Here is a 24,130-nt window from a genome sequence, read left to right as displayed (position 1 = left end):
AGGCTAACTTTGTTAAGTGTCGAGGCGTAGAAGGTCCAGAAATGTGCATTTCAGCAATTTGATAAGAGTTTTATTGGGTGAGTACGAAAATAAGTGGTCGTGAACATAAAGTTGAATCGATTGAAACTGCGAATAACCGGAACATTAAGTCCTACTGATTGCTCGCAGCCTTATCTTTGCAAATCATGAAAGATATTTTATGATATAAAAATCATAGATTTACTTAAATTCAAAATAATATGATTGTTGTAGGCTTGCTTGATATACTAAGTTTTCAAAATAAAGTTCGAAATAATTTTAAGAAACTTGTTTGTTCCTCTATTTTACTTGTCGCCCTTAGTGGTTGTGGTACTACTTTTAATAAAATATTACCAAAAGCAATAATCGTCCCATCAATGGCTGAACCTTTGCCAAAAGTCCTTCGCGAAATACACATGAAAATCGAGGGTGATATCGAGAATTATTCTGTAACTATTCAAAATGGTCCAGATGGATTTGGCGGAAGTGCAAATGAGCATAGATTAGATATTGGAGCAACCGCTAATGAATTTATTCAATCAATTAATCAACGTGTTAGCTTAGACTGTCATAACCATAAGTGTATTGAAGCATTAATCACAGTAAGTGGTACTAAATTTAATTATCAAATTGGCGCATTTTCTTATGATTCAATTTACATTGATTTAGGAATGCAATTTAGTTCGTCAATTAAAAATAGTTGTGTTAAAAGATTTAATAAAGAACTTAGTATTAAAGTCAAGGCTTCAGAATACCCAGAGTTAACTTTAAATCAAATATACGGTGTTGCGGTTCAATCGCTGACGTCGAAATATATTCTTTTGCTCAGTCAAAATATAGAAACGAAGTGCCCAGACGCAAATTCGATTATGTGATTTGTTCACGAAGCATCTATGCTTCCAATCGCGCTCGCAGAAAAAATAGTCTTATTTAAAAAGAGTAACTACGTTTGGTGATATTCGTTCTCACTGATTTGTAATCATGTTTACACTTTCAACAGCGAACAAGCACGATATTTAACACTATGTGGATGAGTATTCAGGTTTCGGGAAATCAACAAGCTGAGAGTAGAGTTTTGGTTCTTGCACAAAAATTTTTAACACCGTTGTCAGAAACAGGTAATATGTATCCGGGCTAAAAGCGAGAAATTTTAATGTATTTTGAGAAAAATTTTTGTCATCACGTTTTTCTGTGGCAAACCAAATTTTTGTTATTTCGCGATCTACATCAACGTCAAAATAAAGATTGCTGTGAGCGATGGCATTTCGCAATAGAAACAAAACATCTTTTAAAATTGGTGAGTTAGTCGAATGATGTAAATTTAATTGCTTTAAACAAGATTTTCGTTCTTCGCTTGACTCAAAAAAATTGTTTGCATCATTAATATTAGATAGACTTTCGGGTCTATTTTTCAAGATTGCATACTGAAAAACTTGTTCGATTTCATATCTATCAAGTGTAGGTTGGAAAAAGTCACTAATTTTTTTGCTAAGCTTTTTAACTACATCAAGATCGATGTCGTCTTCAAAATCTTTTAGGTGAAGACCTTTTGAACTATTTCGTAGATTTTCAAACGTCATCAAAAATCCTCCTGACGCCAAAAGCAATTGAGTAACCTCAAACCGCTTCCAACTACGTTGTTTTTTAGACCATTCTAACAATTCCAGCACTCTTTCAGGAAAGTCTGTGCAAAACCGACTATATATACCCATAGTATTATCAATTCCAACCATCAGAATAATCAAATTTGCTTTAAATTTCCTAAGTATTTTCAGAAACTTATATTTTTTAAACTAATATCTCAATACTAATTTGTCAAATTAAACATCATCAGAGTTAGATAAACTCTAAATGGCAATCGTATTTGCACAATGCAATGATATACAACTAGATTTGAAGCTATTATGATTTTTAGGCAATATTATAGATACAGATTAACGGTTTATAATCTAATAATTCTTCTACGGTTTTTTCATCAGATAACTTATCTAAGAACTGAAACGAAGAATCACCATTTGAACTTTAAGTTTTTTTGTAAAAAAGTTCGTGACAAGCGTTTGATGGTAGGTGATCTAATCAAGTCAAGTTTGTTCTGCAATCAGTTTTAAGATGAAGAAGACAAATTCAATAATATCAAATGTTTCCATTGGAATGTTCATTCTATAGGTTAAGCGCAGGTCGCTCAGATCGGTATTTCATGCACAAGCTGAGTCGGCGCTGTGCGAACCGTTCTTTAGCTTTAATTGATATATAATAAAAAGTTAGATTATCTAAGGTGGTGGTGACTCGAAGATATAACTAATCAATAAACTTTCTTTTGCACAGTGAGCAATATCAAAATATGAATCGCATGTCAGGCGTGCGTGATATGTTTTGTGAAGGGATGAGAATCTAGTTCCTCATCCAATTCAATCATGTTTAGCTCAACATCTTGCTTTGCTCAGGCGCTCGCTTTGAGTCTGTTGCGATTGCGGTATTCACTTGGCGTGATACCAAAGTGCTGATTAAATACCGCATATAAGTATTGCAACGAACGATATCCGCATACCAATGCTATTTCTTTAACCGGCTTATTGGAGTTAGACAGCAACTCACAAGCTCGATTAAGTTTTTCCTGGTGAATAGCCGCATGAACGCTATGACCTCGCTCTTCCATAAAGCGATTTTCAAGATTAGAACGAGAGATACCAATGTGATCCAATACCTGACCTACCTTTATTCCTCTGCAGGCATGCTGGCGAATATAGTGCATGGCCTGCATGACGTATGGATCTTGAATAGACTTAAAATCAGACGACTGGCGCTCAACAACGCCCACAGGCGGGATCAGCACTCGCTTGTCTTTTAAATTTGGATTTTCCATGCGCTTATGCAGTAACTTCGCTGCCTGAAAGCCCATATCGAAGCACCCTTGTGTTACTGAGCTTAAGCTTATGCGACTTAAATTGCGCGCGATATCGTCATCGTCAATGCCGACTACACAAATATGATCAGGCACTAAACGATTGATATTGGCGCAGGCTTGCAAAAGATGCCGGGCGCGGGCGTCGGTAACGGCAACAATGCCTATGGGTGTGGGAAGTGAATCGAGCCAGTCTGCTAGGCGATTCATATTGTACTGCCAAGTCTCAGCGCTGGTAGGCTGTCCTCTATACAAAGCGCACTCGCGCGAGTCTTGCTTACATAAGTTAAGCATTGCCTGTTCACGTTCATGCGCCCAAAGATGGCCTTCGTCTACCGGTAGGCCATAAAAAGCAAAACGTTCCATACCTTTTTGCTTTAAGTGATCGTAGGCCGCTTTAACAATTGCTTCGTTATCGGTTGCTACATAAGGTACTTCCGGATACAAACTTTCATCCGCATAGGAACTACCCACGCCGACTACGGGTATTTTTATATCTTTAAGAGCTTCACGAATTTGCGGATCGTCAAAGTCAGCGATAATTCCGTTTCCGCCCCATTCATGAATATGTTCCAATCGACATAAAAAGTCCTCTTCAAGATAGACATCCCAATCGACCTGTGTGGATTGAAGGTAGTGTCCGATACCTTCGATAACTTGTCGGTCAAACACCTTATTGGCGTTAAACAATAAACTTATACTGTGTGCAGCAGAAAACATGTTACGACTCCAAATCTCCATTTTCCATTTGTCCAAATGGGTTTAGCGCGAGCTCAATATCATGCGTCAAAGCGCCTGGTTTGCAAAACAAACGTTGCGGTAGACGGCATCTGGCTCTGATCACAACAAATTACGAAATTTAATTGCAAAATTTCGTAATTGTTGCAATTAGGCTCATCATACACCATACATTACAAATTATTAACATAAAATTTTAAGCAATGTATATCGGCATAGATTTAGGAACATCAGGCATAAAAGTCGTGCTTACAGACGAAGAGGGGCAAGTGCTGGCGAGCCACACTGCTTCTTTGGAAGTATCACGTCCTGCGCCTCTTTACAGTGAGCAGGCGCCCCAAGATTGGGTTGATGCACTAAATAAGAGCATGGAGCAACTTTCTCACGAGCATGCGCTTAACAAAGTTAAAGCGATTGGCCTTAGCGGTCAAATGCACGGCGCGGTTTTGTTAGATAAACATGCTGATGTTATTCGGCCTGCTATTTTATGGAATGATGGGCGCAGTCATCAAGAATGTGAGGAATTAGAACAAGCGGTTCCAAACAGTCGTGAAATAACGGGAAATTTAATGATGCCCGGTTTTACTGCGCCAAAATTACTTTGGGTAAAAAAACATGAGCCAGAGCATTTTGCCAGAATAGATAAAGTCCTATTGCCAAAAGACTATTTGCGTTATGTGTTGTCGGGGGATTACGCAAGCGATATGTCAGACTCAGCTGGGACGCTCTGGTTAGATGTGGGCAAACGCAAGTGGGATGCCTCTTTGCTTGCGGCCTGTGGCTTAAGCGAAGCAAATATGCCGAAGCTTTACGAAGGATCAGAGATAACAGGATATCTTCATCAATCCTTAGCCGATAAGTGGGGCATGAAAGCAGTGCCAATTGTCGCTGGCGCAGGCGACAATGCAGCTGGCGCAATAGGCGTGGGTTTAACTCAACCCGGGCAAGCCATGTTATCGCTAGGAACATCGGGCGTGTACTTTGTTGTGTCGGATAAATATACGAGCAATCCTGAGTCAGCTGTACACAGTTTTTGTCACGCATTGCCTAATACTTGGCACTTAATGTCGGTACTCTTAAGTGCGGCATCTTGCGTTAGCTGGTTTGCTGAAAGTATTGCGAAACAACCCTTATCAGAGCTTTTGCAAGAGCTTGGTGACAGTATTGAAATCCAAGAAGATTCTCCCTTCTTCTTGCCTTATTTAAGCGGTGAACGCACGCCGCATAACAACCCATATGCTATGGGCAACTTTTTTGGTTTAACACATCAAACCGACAAAAAAGCGCTTTTATCGGCAGTGATTGAAGGCGTCTCTCTTGCCTTTGCTGACGGCGTTGAAGCCTTGCATGCATCGGGCACTCAGGCAAAAGAAGTTATGCTAATTGGCGGCGGAGCAAGGCATGAGGGATGGCGACAGCTTTTAGCCGATGTACTCAATCGAGAAGTGAAGTTTTGCGAAGCGGGCGAAGTGGGCCCAGGCTTAGGCGCAGCGCGCTTAGCTCAGTTGGCGGTCGATAAAGACACGCCATTTGCTGAAATTTGCAAAACCCCCAAAACAATAGCGACCTATCAGGCAGATGCTCAAAGACATGCGCTATTTAAAAAACGCCAAGGTAAATTTAGAGAGATATACCAACAACTGGTGCCTTTGTTTACATCAGACTCAGGTGAAGGATAGACACGAATAAATAGTGTAGGCAAATACTTGCACATTGAAACGCGCTTTTAAGCAAAGCACATTTTTTAAACGACTGGAACATATTATGTATTTTAAAGACATTGATAAGATTGCTTACGACCCATCGCAGGTTGAAAACCCGCTTACTTTTAAGCATTACAAAGCAGACGAGCTTGTGCTTGGCAAAACCATGTCAGAGCATTTGCGCTTTGCAGCCTGTTATTGGCATAACTTCTGTTGGGACGGTGCTGATGTATTCGGTCAGGGAACCTTTGGTCGTCAGTGGCTAAAATCAAGTGATCCAATGCAGCTGGCAAAAGATAAAGCGGATGCCGCCTTTGAATTTTTCAGCAAGCTAACGATTCCGTATTACTGCTTTCACGATATTGATGTCGCTCCTGAAGGAAACTCAATTAAAGAATACGTGAACAATTTTTCGGCGATGGTCGACGTGCTTGAGCAAAAGCAATCTGAGACAGGTCTGAAGCTACTTTGGGGCACGGCTAACTTGTTTAGTAACCCTCGCTATGCCGGAGGTGCTGCAACCAGCCCTGATCCAGAAATCTTTAACTATGGTGCAACGCAAGTATTTCACGCTATGAACGCAACCAAGCGTCTTGGCGGTGAAAACTATGTATTGTGGGGCGGCCGCGAAGGCTACGAAACGCTTCTTAACACCGATTTACGTCAAGAAAGAGAGCAGCTTGGGCGCTTTATGCAAATGGTCGTAGAGCATAAACACAAAATTGGTTTTAAAGGCACGCTACTGATTGAACCAAAACCACAAGAGCCGACAAAGCATCAGTATGACTACGACACGGCGACCGTATATGGCTTTTTAAAGCAATACGGTATTGATAAAGAATTTAAAGTGAATATTGAAGCGAATCACGCCACGCTTGCTGGTCATTCCTTCCATCACGAAATTGCGACTGCAATTAGTTTGGGCATTTTCGGTAGTATCGATGCAAACCGGGGCGACGAGCAAAACGGCTGGGACACCGATCAATTTCCTACCAACGTTGAAGAGTTAACGCTCGTAATGTACGAAATTGTTAAGGCTGGTGGCTTTAGTACAGGCGGTTTGAACTTTGACTGTAAACTGCGTCGTCAAAGTGTCGATTTGCAAGACTTATTTATTGGGCACATCGGCGGAATGGATCATATGGCTCTGGCACTTAAAAAGGCCGCGAAAATTCTTGAAAATGACTTTTTGGCGAAGAAAGTTGCAGACCGCTACAAAAATTGGAATGGACAGCTTGGCTCTCAAATTATGAAAGGTGAAATGTCGCTTGAGTCTTTAGCACAGCATGCTGTCGATAAGAATATTGCGCCACAGCATAGAAGCGGGCAACAAGAAATGCTTGAAAACCGCCTTAATCAAGTGCTGTTTTCATAAACGTTTTATAATACCGTCCCTAGGTGTTTGGCCCCGCAATTGCGGGGCTTTTTTATAAAAAGTTCTTTTAATAAGCATCGTCCTTAAGTGGATAATTTGCCTGTTTAGCTAGAGGCTAAAAGACAAGGCTCAATAAACTTGCCATAGTAAAAGCTAGCATTCCAATTAAGGTGACCATGGGTGTCCATGTGCGAAGCGTGGTTTTTTCATCCATTTCAAACAAGCGGCTAACCAACCAAAAACCAGAGTCATTAAAATGTGAGAGTATGGTTGCCCCGCCAGCAATAGCAATGACTATAAAACAGAGATCAGACGATGAAAGGCCTGTTGAGCTTGTTATCATTGGCGCAATAATGGCAGCTGTGGTGGTAAGCGACACAGTGGCAGATCCTTGCGCTACTCGTAAACTTGCTGCAATAACAAATGCGGCCACAATAATGGGCATGCCTGTATCGCTGAGTATTTGAGAAAGCGCATCGCCAATGCCGGTGGCTCTTAGCACGCCACCAAACATTCCTCCTGCCCCTGTTACTAAAATAATAGCGCAAATTGGTGCAAGGGCATCATCGCAAAGCGTTTGAACCTGCTGCTTGCCTAACTTTGGTATAAAAATAAACATACTGACTAGCAGGGTGATAAGCAGGGCTATTGGGGTTTGACCAAGCGTAATTAAAATAGAAAGCCATGCATCTGGTGTCTCAATATTCTGCACGATTAAATAGGTACTTAGTCCGGTATTAAGAAAAATAAGCACTAAGGGAAGTAGCAAAATACCGAGCACTTTTGCAAGAGAGGGCAAATCTTCCTGGTTATGCGCGGTACTGCTATGCGCGGTGCTTGAAAATAATGCCGGTATACCAAGCGCTATTTTTGTGCCATAGCGTTTTGCAAATACATAACTACCGAAATACCACGAAGGGAGAGCGATTAGTGTTCCCCAAATCAGCAACAAGCCAATATCTGCGCCTAATAAATCACCCGCAACCACAGGACCGGGGTGCGGTGGAACAAAGCCGTGCATTGCAGCAAATGCGCCTGCAGCAGGCAAGGCGTAAAGTAAGACCGAACCACCAAAGCGAGCCGCCACGCTCAATATAACTGGCAACATAACAACTAGTCCCGCATCAAAGAAAATAGGAAAGCCAAACAATAAAGAGGCGAGCCCCAGGGCGAAGGGCGCGCGCTTTTGTCCAAATCGATTAATTAAACTGTCTGCTAAAACTTGCGCACCGCCAGTGACTTCAAGTAATTTGCCAATCATTGCACCCAACCCGACCAATAGCGCGACGGATGCCAGCGTTGAAGCAAATCCAGATAGTAAAGTTGGCACTAAATCGCTACTTGGGATGCCGCCAAAAATGGCAGTAAGGGCGCTTACCATAACCAGCGATACAAAAGCGTGTATTTTGAAATGAATGATGCAAATAAGTAGTAATGCAATGGCGATGGCGGCAAGAAACAAGGGATAATCAGCGAGCAAAGCAGTTTCCTTTTTATTTTTTAAATTCAATGTAAACTGATTACTTTTACAAAACAATAACAAAGTCCTTTATGTTCAACGAGCATTTCACGTGTTAACGGTCTACTAGATGAAAAGCGCTTATCGAATTTTAGTTATGGGGGTAAGTGGCTGCGGTAAATCGACCGTAGGTGCTCGACTTGCCTCAAAAGTGCATGGACGATTTGTTGATGGTGATTCGCTCCACCCTGCCTCCAACATCGAAAAGATGTCAAAAGGCGAGCCGCTTGATGATGCAGATAGAGCGCCGTGGTTAAAGGAAATAGCTAAGCGTTTTCATCAGGCAAAACAAAATAGTGAAACGCTAATAATCGCCTGCTCGGCACTTAAAAAACGCTATCGAGAAGAACTTCGTCAAGCGGATGGCAGGTTAATTACGCTGTTTCTAGAAGTCGACAAAAATACCTTGATGACTCGCATGTTAGCGCGAGAGGAAGAGGGTAAGCATTTTATGCCAGCATCGTTACTCGACAGCCAACTCGCCAGCCTGGAAAATCCAACTGATGAAACCTTAGTGTTGCGACTCAGTCACGCCTTAAGCATAGACGAACAGGTAAATCAGACACTTCATTTTCTATCTGAGTTAGCCTGATGCAATGTTCTAGAATATTTTGCAAACGTAATTTGCAAACGTAATTTGCAAAATAAGTCGGCAAAAACAAACATCAAAACATGTGAAAAAATTGTAAATATTAAAAGGACCTAAACAAATATCATAAATTCATTTCTGATTAGGCTATTAGATACTTAATGTGGATTGCTTAAGGGGTCTTTATGCGTATCAGACGTAAAACATATACTCGGTTTAACTCTTCAAACATACTGAAAAAGCCAAATATTTCTCTAAAAATGAGCGCGGCGATTATCACAGTGGTGTGTTTAAGTGCCTGTCAGCCGCCCGATAAAACGGCAGATGCAGGGCTTCAGCAATCTGATACAAACACATCGGCGCGCAACATTTCAGAAAGTCAGAACGCTATTGAAGCATCAAACTCTGTTTCTTCTGCCTGGCAATATGTGCAAATAGATGACAGCAAGAAAATGTGGGGTGATTGGGCGCAGCCTGATTGGTTGCGCTACTTTGGCCTTGCCGCCGGAGATGTAAATGGCGACGGTTTGCAAGATATTGTGTCTGGCCGATATGTTTATTTACAGCAAAACTCCGCAATTCAACCGCTCGCAACGCAATGGGAAAGACTTGACTTAGGCGACAATGTTGATGCGATCCTGGTTATGGATGCAGACGGCGATAGCAAACTGGATATTATCGCGCAGGCACTCCCTAATTTATATTGGTATGAACTGGCTCAAGGAAATACCTTTATAAAATCAGAAATTGGGCAGGTACCCGCTACCACACACGTAAATAGTCAAGGCTTCACGCTTGCTGATATTACAAACGATGACAGAGAAGAGTTTATTATTGCCGGAAATGGAAATCTCTATGCCTTTTCTGCCAGTTTGCAGGCGGACGGGGAAGTTCAGTGGCAATCTCAGTTAATCGCTGCAAATACCTCTGATGAAGGTATCGGTGCAGGTGATATTGATGGTGACGGCGATATCGATATTGCCGCGGGCAGAAGACCGGAGGGTGAACCTGAGCCAAAAGAGCTTTATTGGTACGAAAATCCAGGTCATATGAATGAGCCTTGGAAAGCCCATTATGTTGGCCAAAGCACCCATCCTATTGATCGCGTTGAAATCGCAGACCTTAACGCAAATGGTAAAGGCGATATTGTGTTTACCGAAGAGCGCTATCCCGGCCTGGAGCCAGACGCTCAATTAATTGTAATGATGCAGACTGAAGATAATGGCTGGACGCGAAACGTTCTGGCAACGCAGTATTCGATGAATAATCTGGATATTGGCGATATTGATCAAGATGGTGATTTAGACCTGGTGACGGCTGAGCACAAAGGTGAGGCACTCGAAACAGAGCTATGGCTAAACGACGGAAAAGCCAACTTCTCCGTGCAAATCATTGATTCAGGCAAAGAAAGTCATTTAGGCACGCAGATGGTGGATATAGATGCGGATGGCGACCTGGACTTAATCAGCGCAGGTTGGGACCAGCATCAGTTTGTGCATCTATGGTTAAATCCGCATATCGCCACTGTTTCAGTGAGCGAAGTCTCTCATTTATCACGCCCTCATTTTAGAATTGATACTCCCCATGCCACGTATTTGCTCGACAAAAAAGGAGGCGGTTTTTCGAGCATTATCGATACCGAGGCGAATGACTGGGTAAATTTTAAGATGCAGCCGTGGGGGGATTATCCTGCCGCGGCTGCGGGCGCGTTTCGAGGCATTCCTAATGCGGTTCACGCTCAGGATGAGAGTGGGGCAGGACATCCTGGCTTTGACCAAATGCAAACAAGTCAAATAAAGCCTCATACTTTTTTAAGCACCAGCAATAGCGGACAGTGGCAATGGCAATACCAGATATTGCCAACGCATGTTGAAATGCACGTGCTCTCAACACCCGAAAATGCATCCTACTGGTTTTTATATGAAGGAACGCCAGGTGGTGCATATGAAATTGAAAACTATGCTTATGGCACCGATAGCTTAGGGCATCAAAAGGATGCGCCCGATTTTTATCAGGGAAGCATTAAAGAAGGTCAGTTTTCGTGGGCTTACTTTGCTCATCAAGCTGCCAAGCAAAGCTTTTTTGTCGCGCAAGTGAGTCCTGACGAAGCTCCAGATGTGATGTCGTACTTAGGCAATACCGAGAAAGGCGCGCAAAGTGAAGACGGCATGGTAGTGTTTGGTTTTGGGCGAGATAAGCAAGGAAAACCGAGGCTTCAGGGCACGCATCGATTTATTTTTGGTTTGCTTGATAAAGACGGCTTCGATTCTAAAAATCATGAAGCATTAGCGACCGACATTCAAATGCGCTTGGCAGGGATTAGACAGGAATTGCAATAATGAAAAACAGCAAAAAATTTCTTTATAACGCGGCTTTAGTTACCGGCATTTTTGCCTTGACTGCCTGCCAACCACAGGCAGAAAACCAAGCAGCTACGTCGCAAACGCAAACATCGACTAATGTTAACGCAACGCTCGAATTTGATACTGCGCACATCATTGCTGACGCAAAGTATTTTTGGGCGCATACCGCTGGTGACGTTACAGGTGATGGTTTAGCTGATCTAGTTTTTATAAACAATAATGCCAGTGGAGGCGCTTTAGGTTATTACAAAGGTCAAGAAAGCGAGGGTATGTGGGAAAAGGTCATCATTGCAGAAGCACCTCCTACAGGTGGACTTTTTGCAGGTGGCGATTTGGAAGTCGCTGATGTGGATGCAGATGGAGATTTGGATGTGGTCGGTATCAAACATCCGGGCGAGTGGACTGATGCCAGTGCAAGCGCGGAGATTTTTTGGTACGAAAACAAGGGAGAAACATGGCAGGCATACTATATTGGTGAGGTCCCTGATGCTGTGAAAGACGTTAGTTTTGCCGATTTTAACAATGATGGAAAGTTAGATATCGCACTTTTGACCTTTGATTCGCACAGTTTGAGTATTTACCAACAAGGCTCAAAGCAGCAGTGGCAACGCGTGCAGTTTATTCAGGATAATACCTTACACGAGGGAATGGACGTTGGCGATTTTAATGCCGACGGCTATATTGATATTGTGGCAAACGCGTATGTGTTTTATAACCCGCAGGGAGCTCTGGAAAACGATTGGAGCGTGCAAAACCTCAATGAGATGTGGAATAACCAAGAAGGGGATTGGTCTCGTAACGGCACAAAAACCTTTGCTACCGATATTGATGGTGATGAGGTAGACGAGATATTCACCTGTCACTCCGAGCGCGCAGGTTATCCGCTGGTAATGTATCAGGCTTCAATAACTGAGGATGCTTCATCTACCAATACAGCCCCTAAATGGACAGAAACTGAAATCATGCCGGAAATTACCGCTTGTCATACTTTGCAAGTTTATGATTTTAATGGTGACGGTAAGCACGACATATTAACGGGGATCAATTTTGGCCGCGCCGTTAATTTAGATAAGTCCAATTTTGATGTGACGCTATTGCTCTCTGATTCTTCTGGATACTCTAAGCAAGTATTACACGAAGACGGCATCTACAATGGTTTCGCCATCGATTTTGAGGGAGACGGTGACATAGACTTTTTTCGCTACCCTAATCATGAATCAAGCGACTTATTTTTGTTCAAAAATCAATTAAATTAGCGCCCGTTTACAAAAAGATTCAACAAATCAATAGCGATTTATTCAAATAACTGGTGCGGAGAAGCCTATACCTGCAAAAAGTATTAGGCACTGATGAAGAACAGTTAAAAGACTATTCGCCGGTATTTCACGCTGACAAGATTAAAGCAAATGTGATGTTAATTCTCGGGTCAAAAGACAGACGGGTTCCGGAAATTAATTCGGAAGTGCTTGCAGAGAAACTGTCCAAGGCTGGCAATGAGCCTTTTTACCTTCAATACGCACAAGCTGGTCACGGTATGTACGACGAAAGTGATAAGAAAGAGATGCATCAGGACCTGATTAACTTTTTGGATACGAATTTTGAATAAATGTGGTGTTGTCGGGTTGTCTTATCGTAACATTGAATACAACAGACTTATTTGCATCTTACTCCAAAGAGGGCATCTCATTATCCATGCAGTGTAATATTCTTAAAAATCTCTACGTAAAATCTAATGGCGATATTCGCTGTGATGATGATTATGGTGAGCGAATACTGCTTGGAAAGATAACCGCGACCTCTGTGTTTTCACCCACAGCGCTTTTTAATAACGAGCAATACACCCAAATACGTAACAGCTTCGCAAAAGGATTGCCTCCCTGGGTAGAGATATGTGAAAACTGTGCGTTTTATCGTGACGGTCTCATAGACAACACAGTGATTGATAAGCGGATCTCAAAAGTCCAATTAGAGCCTTCACTGTTATGCACCTTGAAGTGTCCGGATTGCTCAAGGATAAATCAGATAAAAGCGGGAAGAAAACCGCTGTTGATGACCACGACGCTATTGGAAAATTTTTTGAAGGGGCTTATTCAAGAGGATTACTCTGTACAACGCTTTGAGCTGTGTGGTCAGGGAGAGCCCCTAAATCATCCCTCACTTAATGTCTTGATCAGCCTTATCAATCACTACTTTCCGTCGGCTGATGTTTGCCTGATAACGAATGGAAATTTCGATGCTTTCAAGCGTCTGAGTAACTGTAAATTGACCGAAGTTATTGTATCCGCTGACGGTGTAAATCAACGCGCTTATGAACAATACAGAATAAATGGAATAGTAAGTCAATGCCTGAACTTTTTGGGACAGGTTCGGGACATGTTTCCGGATGCAAGAATAATCTGGAAATACATTTTATTCAGACACAATGACAGTGATGAGGAGATTTTGCTGGCTCAGAAGGTCGCAGAAGAAAAGCGCGTTGATGAATTGAGATTTGTTAATACCACCTACGGACCATATTCTACTCGGTTCCAAGAATATCCCCAGAGACCCATTCCAATAGTAACAAAATTGGTTTCAGTTGATAGTCATCCTTTCATCCCAAATACGCTGAGCGTTTTACAGGTCGTATCAAATAACAGGGTACTGCGAAGATGGTTGGTACAAAGTCTTAACGCTGCATTCTCTACTCACTTTGGTTCTGGTGCTAAAAAAGTAATGAGAAAGATTTTTCCATCTTATAATCACAAAATAGAAAAAGTGAGTCTGGTGAAAGAAGGTGATAAATATTCAATTTATATAGATGGCTGGGCGAAAGAGAAACGATCAATTATTTTGTCTGTTGAAAACAAACAAAAACCTATCAAGCGGGCATTCAGTAAACGATACATCTCCTGGTATCAAAGGATTAGGGGAAAGTTGGGTTATCGGACTGAACCTGGCTTCAGAACGACAGGTTTCAGAGAACGTTTTCCTGTTGGAAATGACATCCCCGAGCAGGGCATCAATTTGGATGTCATACATAAACGGACTTTTTTTTCATCCAATGTTTCTTATCAGTTAAAGAGAACAGACGTCATTGCGATAAAGCAGATAAATTAATTGAAACTTGCTTTACGCCAGCCTGTGTCCGACTTCTTGTGATAAACGGCGTTCAGCAGAAGCGTCCTAAATAAGCCCCAGCCAAATGCCACAGTACATTGCATTTGCGAGAGAAAAAGCCCATATGCCCGATTGCGGGTAAATTAAAATTTGTCGGGCTAATCAGCTTTTTTTCAGCGTTCAGCTTGCCAAAAACACTTAAGATGTCGTGAAGGTTTTTTCGTTGGCAATATCGTCGTCAGTGGCAAGTAACCTTCGTGAAGGGATAGTTACACCAGAAGCTACTTACGCATTTGGATAAACTAGCCTTAAATTAAGCTGTAATAGAGGGTAGGAAATAGCGTTAGTGTTTCTTATATTCGCTTGCAAAAAGATTCAACAAATCGATAGCGACCTATTCAAATTGATGAATTGCTTAAAGAGGCACTAGTGATCCACACTAGTGCCTCTTTTTTATTTAGTTTTTTGGGCAAGAGCGAGGCATCAAGTGGAACAGGCGCAAAATACGCGAAATACGCAGAAAGGAAAAACCGCTATCCAATCACTTGCGCTTGAAGTACCGCAATCAGGACACTTGTGCGCGGTTGATGAGGATATATTCTGGTTGCGCATGCCCTTGCCTTTCGACCTTGATCATATCAATCTGTATTTGATCAAAGATGGCGATGCATATGCAGCGATTGATACCGGTATTGGCACCTCAACCACACAAGATTTATGGGATCAAATTTTTAAGCGGATTAGCGCGCCATTAAGTAAGGTCATTGTAACGCACATGCACCCTGATCATATTGGTATGGCGGGATACTTGGTCGATAGATTCAAAGTGCCTTTGTATATGACCTTTTCTGAATATTTTGCTGCAAGAGCCCTTGTTGCAGGACCCCGCGGCGCGCCTGACTGGCAAGATAAAGCGTATTTACAGCACTGCGGCATGGACCAGGCCTACATTGAGCAAGCAAGCAAAAATAAAGGCGGTATTTCAAAGGTGGTAAAGCCAATCCCTTTAAGTTACAAGCGCCTGCACGAGCATCAGAACATTCAAATTGGAAAATACCAATGGCAGGTATTGATTGGAAGAGGCCATTCGCCTGAGCATGCATGTCTATATTGCGAAAAAAAGAATGTATTGATTTCAGGCGACCATGTGTTACCCAACATATCACCTAATATAGGTGCATATAGCACTGAGCCTGAAGCAAATCCCCTTGAATATTATCTCGCGACACTTAAGCAATTTAAATCGCTTAGCGCTGACACTGTGGTATTGCCTTCGCATAAACTGCCATTTATTGGCTTACATCAACGGGTAGATGAATTAGTGTCTCACCATCATGCGCACTTAGCCGCCTTGCTTAAAGCCTGCAAGCAAGCGAGAACCGTCAAACAGTGTTTGCCTGTGTTGTTTGATCGGGAGTTGAATCCGCACAACCTCTTTTTTGCCATTGCTGAAGCACTTGCACACCTAAACTATCTCGTATATTGCGGACAATGCACACGAGAACTGAATGATAAAGGGCAGTGGCTTTTTAAAGCACGCTAAGCGCGTCATTGAGTAACCACACTTTACATCCATGCTGGCTTGTTTTTCTCTACTCTAAGCAGGAGCTTATCGACAGTAGCTTTAACCTGCTCTTCAGGCAAATAGGGCACAACCATGCCGCCCGATGCCAGTACGATACGCAAAGTGGCTAGCTGGCCTTTTCGCATAAACGGCGTTTGCGTAATTTTGGTTTGCTGCACTTTATCGATAGGAAAGGCAATAAAATCGCGTCCTAAAAACCCTTTGCGGATATAAATAAAATCCTCATCTTCATAATAGCCCCATCTGTACCAAGCTAGAACGCACGAGAGGCAAAGCATAACAATAACTATAAATCCAAGTAAGTAGCTCAAGATAGTCGCTTGATAAATCGCAAACACTGCTGCAAGCAAAACAAAAGGCGAGCATGGGAAAAGAAATAAACGTAAAATATAGCGAGGACTAATCCGCTGATACTCAAGGCTTGAGATTGTTTGAAAAGCAAAGGCATCCTGTGATAAAGCGTCTGCCTCGGTAGGTGTGACTGAGGGCACAATTAGCTTATTTGCGCTTGTCATTTGGCTAGCTTGATCACCTTGATATGCGCCAGCCGAGTTTTGCTCAAACCGTAAATTAACCCGACCAATCAAAATATCGAGCCAGTCTTGCTGCTGCACCACTCGCTGTATACGCGAGCATTTCATACTTACCTCATGTTTTGTCAATAAACCGCTTCGTCTTATGTAGCGTTCACCACTTTTGCTTAAACGGTAATCAAAGAAAACAAAAATGGCGCCAATAATTGAAAAAATGACAATCAAAAGCATGATGATCATAACGAGCGATAGAACATGTAACAAAAAAATGCCCAGACTTTGTTGTTCGTAGTTCAAATACGATGAAATATCCAAGCCTACAGCCGTAAGAACACTGTCCAAGTTTTGCGAAATAGGTTCATAAAAGGGGGCGGCCGCCCCAAGAAAGATCCAAACGCGATTATTTGTCACGCCGTGAATGATCAAATCCTTTATCGAACGTCGATTAAGCAAGGTTTCTTGAGTGTGAAAAGACGATTTCTCGCTGCTTTGAGCGTGTGAGTCTGAAACATCTTTGCTGGCGTCTTGAGGTGTGGCGCTAACGTCAGTGACATTCGCCTGAACCTTTTGCTTAAAGGATTCAGCTAAAGGAAGCTGAATAGCAACGATATTTGCCTCTTGCTTTGCCGAGCCTGCGGTATCAAGTTCTATAATCGAATAATTGCTGAAGCGATAATAAAACGGTTGAATTATTTTGACATTTTGAATTTTGCCAAAGGGCAAATCCATATGCGATTTTTGGATCATGCCTTGCCGAATTTCAACTCTGTCTGCGCTTAGGCGATAAAAGTAAAAAAAGTATTTAATGACTGAGCCAATCAATACCAAGCTCATTAAGCCTAAGGCACCTAAACCAAACTCAACGGGATGTTCTTTAAGCTTGTTTAAGTTAAAAGCAAATACTGGCAACATGTAAATCAATACATTGAATATCAAAAAATACAAGGTTTTAAAGAAAAAATATGCGATGGCAATTGGTGATACCCTCAGCCATTCATCACTTGCAATTTGTTGCGCTAACTCTCTTTCATTTTCATCTTGTACATCAAGAGTATTGATATCGATTTGATCACTCATCTAGAGATAAGTCCTTATGATCAATAATAAACTTTCGTAGGGAAACTGCTTTTTCGTATTCCAGCCCCGGTATCTCAAAAGTATGAGAAATACCGCCAGCGCTAAAAACTTGCAAGCTCGCTAAACCTGCTTTTCTTTCGATTGGACCGCGCTTGAGTTCAATATGCTGAATTCGAAGAATGGGTTGACTCACAATAGTCCTGAAAAAGAGACCAGATTGTAAATGTACGTCTTGTTCACGAACGGCATACTTTATGAGTGGGTCGGCAAAGAAATGATAGAGCGCGCTTAAAACGCCAATAGGTAAAACAATCGCATAAACGAAAACGCTGGCTTTGGAAAATACCTCCGGCATGGTCATAAATATATCTAGGTCTAAGATTAAAACGATGGCACAAATGAATAAGCTGACACCCAGCGTGATACCAATGTTAATTTTACGGTAACGCGGTGAAATAGCGCTGAGAGTTAGATTGTCAACGCTAACATCTTCAATGGAGATATTTTGATTACTGAAATCTGAGGATGGTGCATCATCGATAGTGCTCATTGGTGACCCTAAATATCTTCATTGGCAAAAAATGTTATCAAAGTAAACACTAGCAAGCGCTCTTTGTCTAGTTAGCAACTAGGATTCGAAAGATTCCGTTACAATTTGATTGCGGCCACTGTTTTTCGCCTTGTACAAAGCTTTATCTGCACGGCTGATAATACTGTTGGTGGATTCATTTTCTTCAGCCTGCACCAGGCCAATGGATGCCGTGGTCGCTTGTTCAATATTGGCTTGCTTGCCAACCTTAAGCAATTGTTTGGCATACTTTTTCAAGAGCCTTTGGCATTGCGGCAGCGGTGTATCAGGAAAGATAAATAGAAACTCTTCGCCACCAATTCGGCCAAGCGAATCTGTTTTTCTAAAGCTTTCTTTAGCGAGTTGGGCTGTTTGCTTTAATACCGTGTCGCCCGTTTGGTGACCATAGGTATCGTTTATTTTTTTAAAATAATCCAAATCCACAATTGCCACACAATATGGCAACAGGTTGCGATTAAACATGTCTTGCTGAAATTCCAGTATTTCCATAATGCGTCTGCGAGAATATAAGCCGGTAAGCGCATCGGTATGGGCAATCATTTCCAGATTTTGACGATGTTTGCGGCTTCTTATAAATAGCAGCAAAAGCAGGCAACTGATGCAAAATAACAATGCGCTGACAAGAATATACAATCGATTCAGCATTTGTTTATCTTCAATTTCATTGCTTTGCTCCGCGTTTTGTTCTTTTAGAGCAATATTTTCCTGCTGCTGAAGTTGGAGTTGAAAGTTTGTATGCATATCGAGCATGCGCTTGATTTCATCAATCGGTTGATTAATATCTCTGGCCGCGATCACATCTTTAGTAACTTTGTATGCCTCTTCAAACTGATTTAATCGGCTTAAGAGTTCAGCGCGATGAAGATGAATGCTTTGCACAAGATCAAAGTTAGCATTGCTATTTTCAAGGGCGTTAAACGCTTCCACTAAGTGTTCAATAGCCGCGTCCATATCGTCTAATTCGGTGTAGGCCCTGCTGATCAACAGATGCGCATTCGCGGCGTCAACGCTGGCTTTATTCGGATTAAGTTGAAGCGCGCTTTTCAGTCGTTCGATTGCGATACGGTAATCACCTTTAAGAAATGATAGTTCACCCGCAAACTGCAATGCTTTTAGATTAAAATGCAGCTGAGAGCTATCGGTTATAAGTGAATTTAATTGCGCCAGACGGATTTCGGCGTCTTCTAAATTTCGAGCAGACATCAAACTGGGAATAAGTACGCTAAGCAGTTTTATTTCATCTTCGCTTTCTTCTGTCGCTTCAGCGATTGGAAGCGCACGATTCACATATTCTAAGGCAATGGTGTGTTCGTTTCGTTCTTGATGAATGACAGCGGTCAAAGTCGACAATTCAACAATTAGCTCTGTTAGATCCAATGAATTTGCGATTTGAAGCGCAAGCTGCAAGTCCTGAAGCGCAGAAATATTGGCACCTAATTGATAATCAATTTGTGCGCGCTTTTGAAGTCGTTTGACCAGTATTGTCTGATGGGCTTCAATTTGGGCCATAGATGTATCATTAATGGCATCTGAAATGGCAAGCCGTGCATCCATTAAATCGTTAATACTCAAATATGCATCGGATAATCGTTCACTAATGTACGCGGATGCAAATTCTCGTTGAGCTTGAGTCAAGGGGGCGTCAGGCGAGACGGAAGGCGTGTTGCTGTTTTCTAACAAGTTCCTGGCATTAATCAGTTGTTCAAGTGCATCGTACTGATTCCCCGTTAGCGTATAAGCCTGTGCACGCAAGACATAACGTTGCAAGCGCTCTGACAAGCTTCTAAAGTCTTCATCCTCACTGCTGCTCAAATACTTTTGAGGTGCTTTAAGCATCTCCTGATATTCAGATTGATAGCGAGGAGAATCGAAAATGCTTTGCGCCACTCCTTGTGAAGAAACAGCAGCCAACGCAGTAAATACCATTAATAACGAACAGATTGAAAACTCACGCCTTAGCTTGCTTGCGAGTAGAGTACCAAACCTGCGCACCTGAGTTTTCATTTAAAGATTTCTCCAACTACAAGGACAGTATCTTAGGTATTGCATTAATTTTCTGCATTTCTCTTTATACAGATGTGTGTCATTCGCTACCATTATTCGTTAATATTTAGCGTCTTTAACATTGTGGCAAATAAATAAAATTGCAATCACTTACTTCTCTTCACACCTTTGGAATTCAGGCCAAATGCAATTCTCTTGAGACAGTTGATTCTGTGGATAGTTTGGTTTATGCCATAAATATATATAAAAATCAGCCACTTTTGTTCTTGGGGGAAGGTAGTAATACGATTTTTGTCGAGGATTTTGAAGGCTGTGTTTTACTAAATAAGCTTAAAGGCGTGCATGTAAGCGAGGATGATGAGTTTTATCACTTGAGCGTAGCCTCTGGTGAAAACTGGCACGAATTAGTCGTATTCTGCATCGAAAGAGGAATAAACGGGTTTGAAAATCTGGCCCTTATTCCGGGAACCGTTGGCGCCGCACCCATTCAAAATATTGGTGCTTATGGTGTTGAAATAGAACGCTTTATACATAGCGTTGAGTTTTATGAAATAGAAAGCGGCCGAATGGCATATTTCAACCGAAAGGAATGCGAGTTTGCTTATCGAGAAAGTCGATTTAAGCGCGAAGCAGGCAAACGTATCATTACTTCGGTAAATTTTGTTCTGCCTAAACAGTATCAGTTAGTTACGAGTTATGGACCGCTTGCAGAGTTAAAAGAAGCAAGTGCTCAATCCATATTTAAAAAAGTGATTGAAATTCGACAGCAAAAATTACCGGACCCATCCAAATTAGGGAATGCGGGTAGCTTTTTTAAAAATCCAACGATCAGCATGTCGCATTTTTTAGATTTACAATCTCGCTACCCCGATATTCCTCACTTCAGTGCTCCAGAGGGCATGATAAAAATTCCTGCTGCCTGGCTGATTGATACGCTCGGCTTTAAAGGCGTTAAACAAGGTGATGTTGGCTGTCATCAACATCAAGCGCTGGTGTTAGTCAATCATGGTAATGCCAAGGGGAAAGACCTCATTTATCTCGCCAGAGACATCAAACAGCAAGTTGCCAATCACTTTAATATAGAGTTAGAAAACGAAGTACGCTTAATAGGTCGCGATAATGCTATTGAACTATAAAAGCACTGCACATCATCATTTCAAACTGGCTTGTTTGCAACCATTAGTGTCGAAGTTTTTAAAGGACTTTATGCATGAATAGTTCAGGCAAAAGTAAAGTCAACCAGTTAAGAACAAAGATTATAAGTCTACTTTCGCATGAACATTTTGTGTCGGGTGAAGAGATTGCAACACAGCTTGGTGTGACCAGAAGCGCTGTATCGAGTCACGTAAAAGCGATTTCTGGACTTGGCTTAGACATATTTAGCGTAAAGGGGAAGGGCTACAAATTAGCTCAGGCGCTGAATATGCTGGATTCATCATTAATTTTTAAATACGCGGCCAATTCATCGAACGGTTTGTTCGGCCAGCAACACATCATTGTAGAAAACATTGTGAGCTCTACAAACGACCTGATTAAAGCCAGCTCAAGGGAACTTTCACAAGGAAGCGTATGCTTAGCCGAAGCGCAAACCAAAGGACGAGGGAGGCGAGGGCGTACATGGGTATCGCCCTTTGGTGCAAGCATTTACATGTCAATGTTGTGGCGTTTTGAAAGTGGATATCAGTCGATGTCGGGCTTATCTCTTCTGATTGGCATTGGCGTAAGGCGCGCCCTAAATGCGATGGGCGCCGAAAAGAGTCAGCTTAAATGGCCGAATGACGTTTACTACAACGGTAAAAAACTCGCTGGCATATTGATTGAAGTAGAGGGAAAAATTGGTGACTTAACCACAGCGATAATCGGCATTGGAGTGAACGTCGCACTACCTGAGAATGTAAAGGGTATCGACCAACCGTTTACCGATGTGCAAACTGTTTTGGGCAAACGAATTGATAGAAATGAGTTTGCTGGCGCGCTTTTAAATGAGCTTTGGCAAATGCTTGAAATATTCCAGCAGCAAGGCCTGCAACCTTTTTTGAAGGAATGGCATCAAGCCGACTTGTTTCTAAATGAGCGCATAAGCATTGGTGCAGGCAATTTTAGTACTACCGGCATTAGTCGCGGGATAGATTCAAGTGGCGCCTTGCTACTTGAGGTGGACGGCATCGTAAAGCCGTATTTTGGCGGTGAAATTCATCAAAACATAGCAGAAGGCGCGAATAGTTCAGATAGTGGCTCAGGCAACAACGGGAGTGAATTTCGTGTTAGGCAAGTCTAGTTTATTGCTCGATGTAGGCAACAGCATCACAAAATATACTTTTTTGGAAGCGCCACAGACGGCGTCAATCGACGACTCCTTTATACAATCCCAATTATCACAGATAAACGTAAATACCATCGAAAATAGTGCACTTCCAACACTCTTAGAATCTTCCCCACAGGTTTTTTTGTGCAGCGTGAAGGCGAATGATACAAATGATGAAATTCTCAATATTATGAAACGCGCCAGTTGTCAGGTGCATATTCAGCAAACACAAGCATGCCAATTTGGCATAAAAAATAGCTATAAAACAGTATCGAATATGGGGGCAGACCGATGGATGGCGATGTTAGGGGCTGATGCACTTGCAAATGGAAATATATTGGTGATCGATGCGGGCACCGCCATCACTTGCGATGCTGTTATCAATAAACAACATGTAGGCGGTTGGATAGCCCCTGGTCTTCGACTTTTGAGAGAAAGTGTTGTGCAAAATACAAAGCGTGTTTTCGATTTTTCTAACTTGGTGCCTCAGTTAGCTTTTGGAAACGATACCGCAGAGTGTGTCGCCAATGGTGCCTTAGCTCAGCTAGTTGGTATCGCAATGCAGGCAATTATCCAAACACAAAGGCAGTGTGAAGACTTCACAGTTTTTATAACCGGTGGAGACAGAGAACTTTTAATTCAAAATTTGCATCAGCAGTTCATGTCTGAAACTCACGCTGGTTTTTCTGTATTTGATACTTCTAAAATTCGCAGCCACAGCAATTTAGTATTAGCAGGCTTAGCGAGAGTAAGTATTTGCGAAAATTGATGTAGAGCGCAAAAGTTTGCTAATTACGGTCATGATTTGCTGTATTTTTGTTGCATTAATGACGCAATTTTATGCACTTAATCCTTTTTGGGAAAAAAAGGCATTTTTTTGTAATTTCGTACTTGCCATGTGCACAAGCTTACTCTAGAATGCGCACCCACTTGATGCAGTGCCGACTTAGCTCAGTTGGTAGAGCAACTGACTTGTAATCAGTAGGTCGCCAGTTCGACTCCGGCAGTCGGCACCATCAATCTCAGGAGGGGTACCCAAGCGGTCAACGGGAGCAGACTGTAAATCTGCCGGCTCAGCCTTCGCAGGTTCGAATCCTGCCCCCTCCACCACTTTTTTCATGAGGTGGCCAGAGAATATAGGAATGCGGGCATCGTATAATGGCTATTACCTCAGCCTTCCAAGCTGATGATGCGGGTTCGATTCCCGCTGCCCGCTCCAACCAACATGCTGATATAGCTCAGTTGGTAGAGCGCACCCTTGGTAAGGGTGAGGTCGGCAGTTCAAATCTGCCTATCAGCACCATTCTCTGCTCTCCTTTGATAATAATTTTTAACTTTGCTGGGAAAATAGAAATGGCAAAAGAAAAGTTTGAACGTACGAAACCGCACGTGAACGTAGGTACAATCGGCCACGTTGACCACGGTAAAACGACGCTAACCGCGGCAATCACTACAGTACTAGCAAAGACTTACGGTGGTTCTGCCCAGGCATTCGACCAAATTGATAACGCACCAGAAGAGCGTGAGCGTGGTATCACTATCGCGACGTCTCACGTTGAGTACGACACACCTGCGCGCCACTACGCACACGTAGACTGTCCTGGACACGCTGACTATGTTAAAAACATGATCACCGGTGCGGCGCAGATGGACGGCGCTATCTTGGTCGTTGCGGCAACAGATGGCCCAATGCCACAAACGCGTGAGCACATCTTGTTAGGTCGTCAGGTA

The 24,130-nt window shown here is 42.3% G+C and carries 19 protein-coding genes and 4 tRNA genes; 17 read left to right on the top strand and 6 right to left on the bottom strand.

The window, feature by feature from the left end:
• The first annotated feature begins 239 nt into the window (after positions 1-239).
• Positions 240-893: a hypothetical protein gene (locus D6V41_RS17825; RefSeq protein WP_136252908.1), complete on the top strand. Its 654-nt coding sequence runs from the start codon at positions 240-242 to the stop codon at positions 891-893.
• A gap of 147 nt (positions 894-1,040) precedes the next feature.
• Here D6V41_RS17825 and D6V41_RS17820 read toward each other — a convergent pair whose 3' ends face one another.
• Both D6V41_RS17820 and D6V41_RS17815 read right to left on the bottom strand, forming a co-directional pair.
• Positions 1,041-1,763, bottom strand: a complete 723-nt coding sequence (locus D6V41_RS17820; protein ID WP_168711082.1) for a hypothetical protein — start codon at positions 1,761-1,763, stop codon at positions 1,041-1,043.
• Between the two features lie 695 nt (positions 1,764-2,458).
• The gene (locus D6V41_RS17815; protein ID WP_136252906.1) at positions 2,459-3,640 is read right to left on the bottom strand and encodes a XylR family transcriptional regulator; all 1,182 of its coding nucleotides are present in this window, start codon (positions 3,638-3,640) and stop codon (positions 2,459-2,461) included.
• A 221-nt stretch (positions 3,641-3,861) separates the two neighbouring features.
• Here D6V41_RS17815 and xylB point away from each other — a divergent pair, with 221 nt between their 5' ends.
• Together xylB and xylA are read left to right on the top strand one after the other, a co-directional pair.
• Entirely contained in the window at positions 3,862-5,337 is a 1,476-nt protein-coding gene (gene xylB, locus D6V41_RS17810; protein ID WP_136252905.1) for a xylulokinase, read from the top strand.
• 85 nt (positions 5,338-5,422) lie between these two features.
• Entirely contained in the window at positions 5,423-6,736 is a 1,314-nt protein-coding gene (gene xylA / locus D6V41_RS17805; RefSeq protein WP_136252904.1) for a xylose isomerase, read from the top strand.
• A 115-nt stretch (positions 6,737-6,851) separates the two neighbouring features.
• On the opposite strand, the gene D6V41_RS17800 is transcribed toward xylA, so the two are convergent.
• The gene (locus D6V41_RS17800; protein ID WP_136252903.1) at positions 6,852-8,216 is read right to left on the bottom strand and encodes a GntP family permease; all 1,365 of its coding nucleotides are present in this window, start codon (positions 8,214-8,216) and stop codon (positions 6,852-6,854) included.
• Between the two features lie 109 nt (positions 8,217-8,325).
• On the opposite strand from D6V41_RS17800, the gene D6V41_RS17795 reads away from it, so the two are divergent.
• The 6 genes from D6V41_RS17795 (at position 8,326) to D6V41_RS17770 (ending at position 15,849) form a co-directional block, all read left to right on the top strand.
• Positions 8,326-8,847 carry a gluconokinase gene (locus D6V41_RS17795; RefSeq protein ID WP_136252902.1) on the top strand — a complete coding sequence of 174 codons (522 nt, stop codon included), beginning with the start codon at positions 8,326-8,328 and terminating at the stop codon, positions 8,845-8,847.
• Between the two features lie 182 nt (positions 8,848-9,029).
• A complete protein-coding gene (locus D6V41_RS17790) occupies positions 9,030-11,183 on the top strand; it encodes an FG-GAP repeat domain-containing protein (protein WP_136252901.1) in 2,154 nt (717 codons plus the stop codon).
• Positions 11,183-12,463: an FG-GAP repeat domain-containing protein gene (locus D6V41_RS17785; protein ID WP_136252900.1), complete on the top strand. Its 1,281-nt coding sequence runs from the start codon at positions 11,183-11,185 to the stop codon at positions 12,461-12,463. Before D6V41_RS17790 ends, D6V41_RS17785 begins: the two co-directional genes overlap by 1 nt.
• Before the next feature lie 53 nt (positions 12,464-12,516).
• The gene (locus D6V41_RS17780; protein WP_241664595.1) at positions 12,517-12,813 is read left to right on the top strand and encodes an alpha/beta hydrolase family protein; all 297 of its coding nucleotides are present in this window, start codon (positions 12,517-12,519) and stop codon (positions 12,811-12,813) included.
• Between the two features lie 86 nt (positions 12,814-12,899).
• Complete coding sequence (locus tag D6V41_RS17775) at positions 12,900-14,306, top strand: hypothetical protein (protein ID WP_136252899.1); 1,407 nt, start codon at positions 12,900-12,902, stop codon at positions 14,304-14,306.
• A gap of 487 nt (positions 14,307-14,793) precedes the next feature.
• Positions 14,794-15,849, top strand: a complete 1,056-nt coding sequence (locus tag D6V41_RS17770) for an MBL fold metallo-hydrolase (protein ID WP_421907971.1) — start codon at positions 14,794-14,796, stop codon at positions 15,847-15,849.
• A 23-nt stretch (positions 15,850-15,872) separates the two neighbouring features.
• On the opposite strand, the gene D6V41_RS17765 is transcribed toward D6V41_RS17770, so the two are convergent.
• The 3 genes from D6V41_RS17765 to D6V41_RS17755 all read right to left on the bottom strand — a co-directional run bounded on the left by D6V41_RS17765 (position 15,873) and on the right by D6V41_RS17755 (position 20,094).
• Positions 15,873-17,501 carry a PH domain-containing protein gene (locus D6V41_RS17765; protein ID WP_136252898.1) on the bottom strand — a complete coding sequence of 543 codons (1,629 nt, stop codon included), beginning with the start codon at positions 17,499-17,501 and terminating at the stop codon, positions 15,873-15,875.
• The gene (locus D6V41_RS17760; RefSeq protein WP_136252897.1) at positions 17,494-18,051 is read right to left on the bottom strand and encodes a PH domain-containing protein; all 558 of its coding nucleotides are present in this window, start codon (positions 18,049-18,051) and stop codon (positions 17,494-17,496) included. Before D6V41_RS17760 ends, D6V41_RS17765 begins: the two co-directional genes overlap by 8 nt.
• Before the next feature lie 78 nt (positions 18,052-18,129).
• Positions 18,130-20,094, bottom strand: coding sequence for a GGDEF domain-containing protein (locus D6V41_RS17755; RefSeq protein WP_136252896.1), 1,965 nt, complete (start codon positions 20,092-20,094; stop codon positions 18,130-18,132).
• 140 nt (positions 20,095-20,234) lie between these two features.
• Here D6V41_RS17755 and murB point away from each other — a divergent pair, with 140 nt between their 5' ends.
• The 8 genes from murB to D6V41_RS17715 all read left to right on the top strand — a co-directional run.
• Positions 20,235-21,230 (top strand): UDP-N-acetylmuramate dehydrogenase, encoded by a 996-nt coding sequence (gene murB / locus D6V41_RS17750; protein WP_136252895.1) that lies wholly within the window; start codon positions 20,235-20,237, stop codon positions 21,228-21,230.
• A 74-nt stretch (positions 21,231-21,304) separates the two neighbouring features.
• A complete protein-coding gene (gene birA / locus D6V41_RS17745) occupies positions 21,305-22,372 on the top strand; it encodes a bifunctional biotin--[acetyl-CoA-carboxylase] ligase/biotin operon repressor BirA (protein WP_136252894.1) in 1,068 nt (355 codons plus the stop codon).
• Complete coding sequence (locus D6V41_RS17740; RefSeq protein ID WP_168711081.1) at positions 22,356-23,168, top strand: type III pantothenate kinase; 813 nt, start codon at positions 22,356-22,358, stop codon at positions 23,166-23,168. The genes birA and D6V41_RS17740 overlap by 17 nt, the downstream gene beginning before the upstream one ends.
• A gap of 171 nt (positions 23,169-23,339) precedes the next feature.
• A tRNA-Thr gene (locus D6V41_RS17735) sits at positions 23,340-23,415 on the top strand.
• A gap of 9 nt (positions 23,416-23,424) precedes the next feature.
• A tRNA-Tyr gene (locus D6V41_RS17730) sits at positions 23,425-23,509 on the top strand.
• A gap of 34 nt (positions 23,510-23,543) precedes the next feature.
• Positions 23,544-23,618 (top strand) — tRNA-Gly (locus D6V41_RS17725).
• A gap of 8 nt (positions 23,619-23,626) precedes the next feature.
• Positions 23,627-23,702, top strand: a tRNA-Thr gene (locus tag D6V41_RS17720).
• A 50-nt stretch (positions 23,703-23,752) separates the two neighbouring features.
• A partial coding sequence (locus D6V41_RS17715; protein WP_241664488.1) for a GTP-binding protein occupies positions 23,753-24,130 on the top strand: 378 nt, incomplete at its 3' end.

Source organism: Ningiella ruwaisensis (assembly GCF_004798935.1).
GTDB classification, from domain to species: domain Bacteria; phylum Pseudomonadota; class Gammaproteobacteria; order Enterobacterales; family Alteromonadaceae; genus Glaciecola; species Glaciecola ruwaisensis.
The sequence above is the reverse complement of the archived record's forward strand: the minus strand, read 5'-3'. Positions and strand labels throughout refer to the sequence as shown.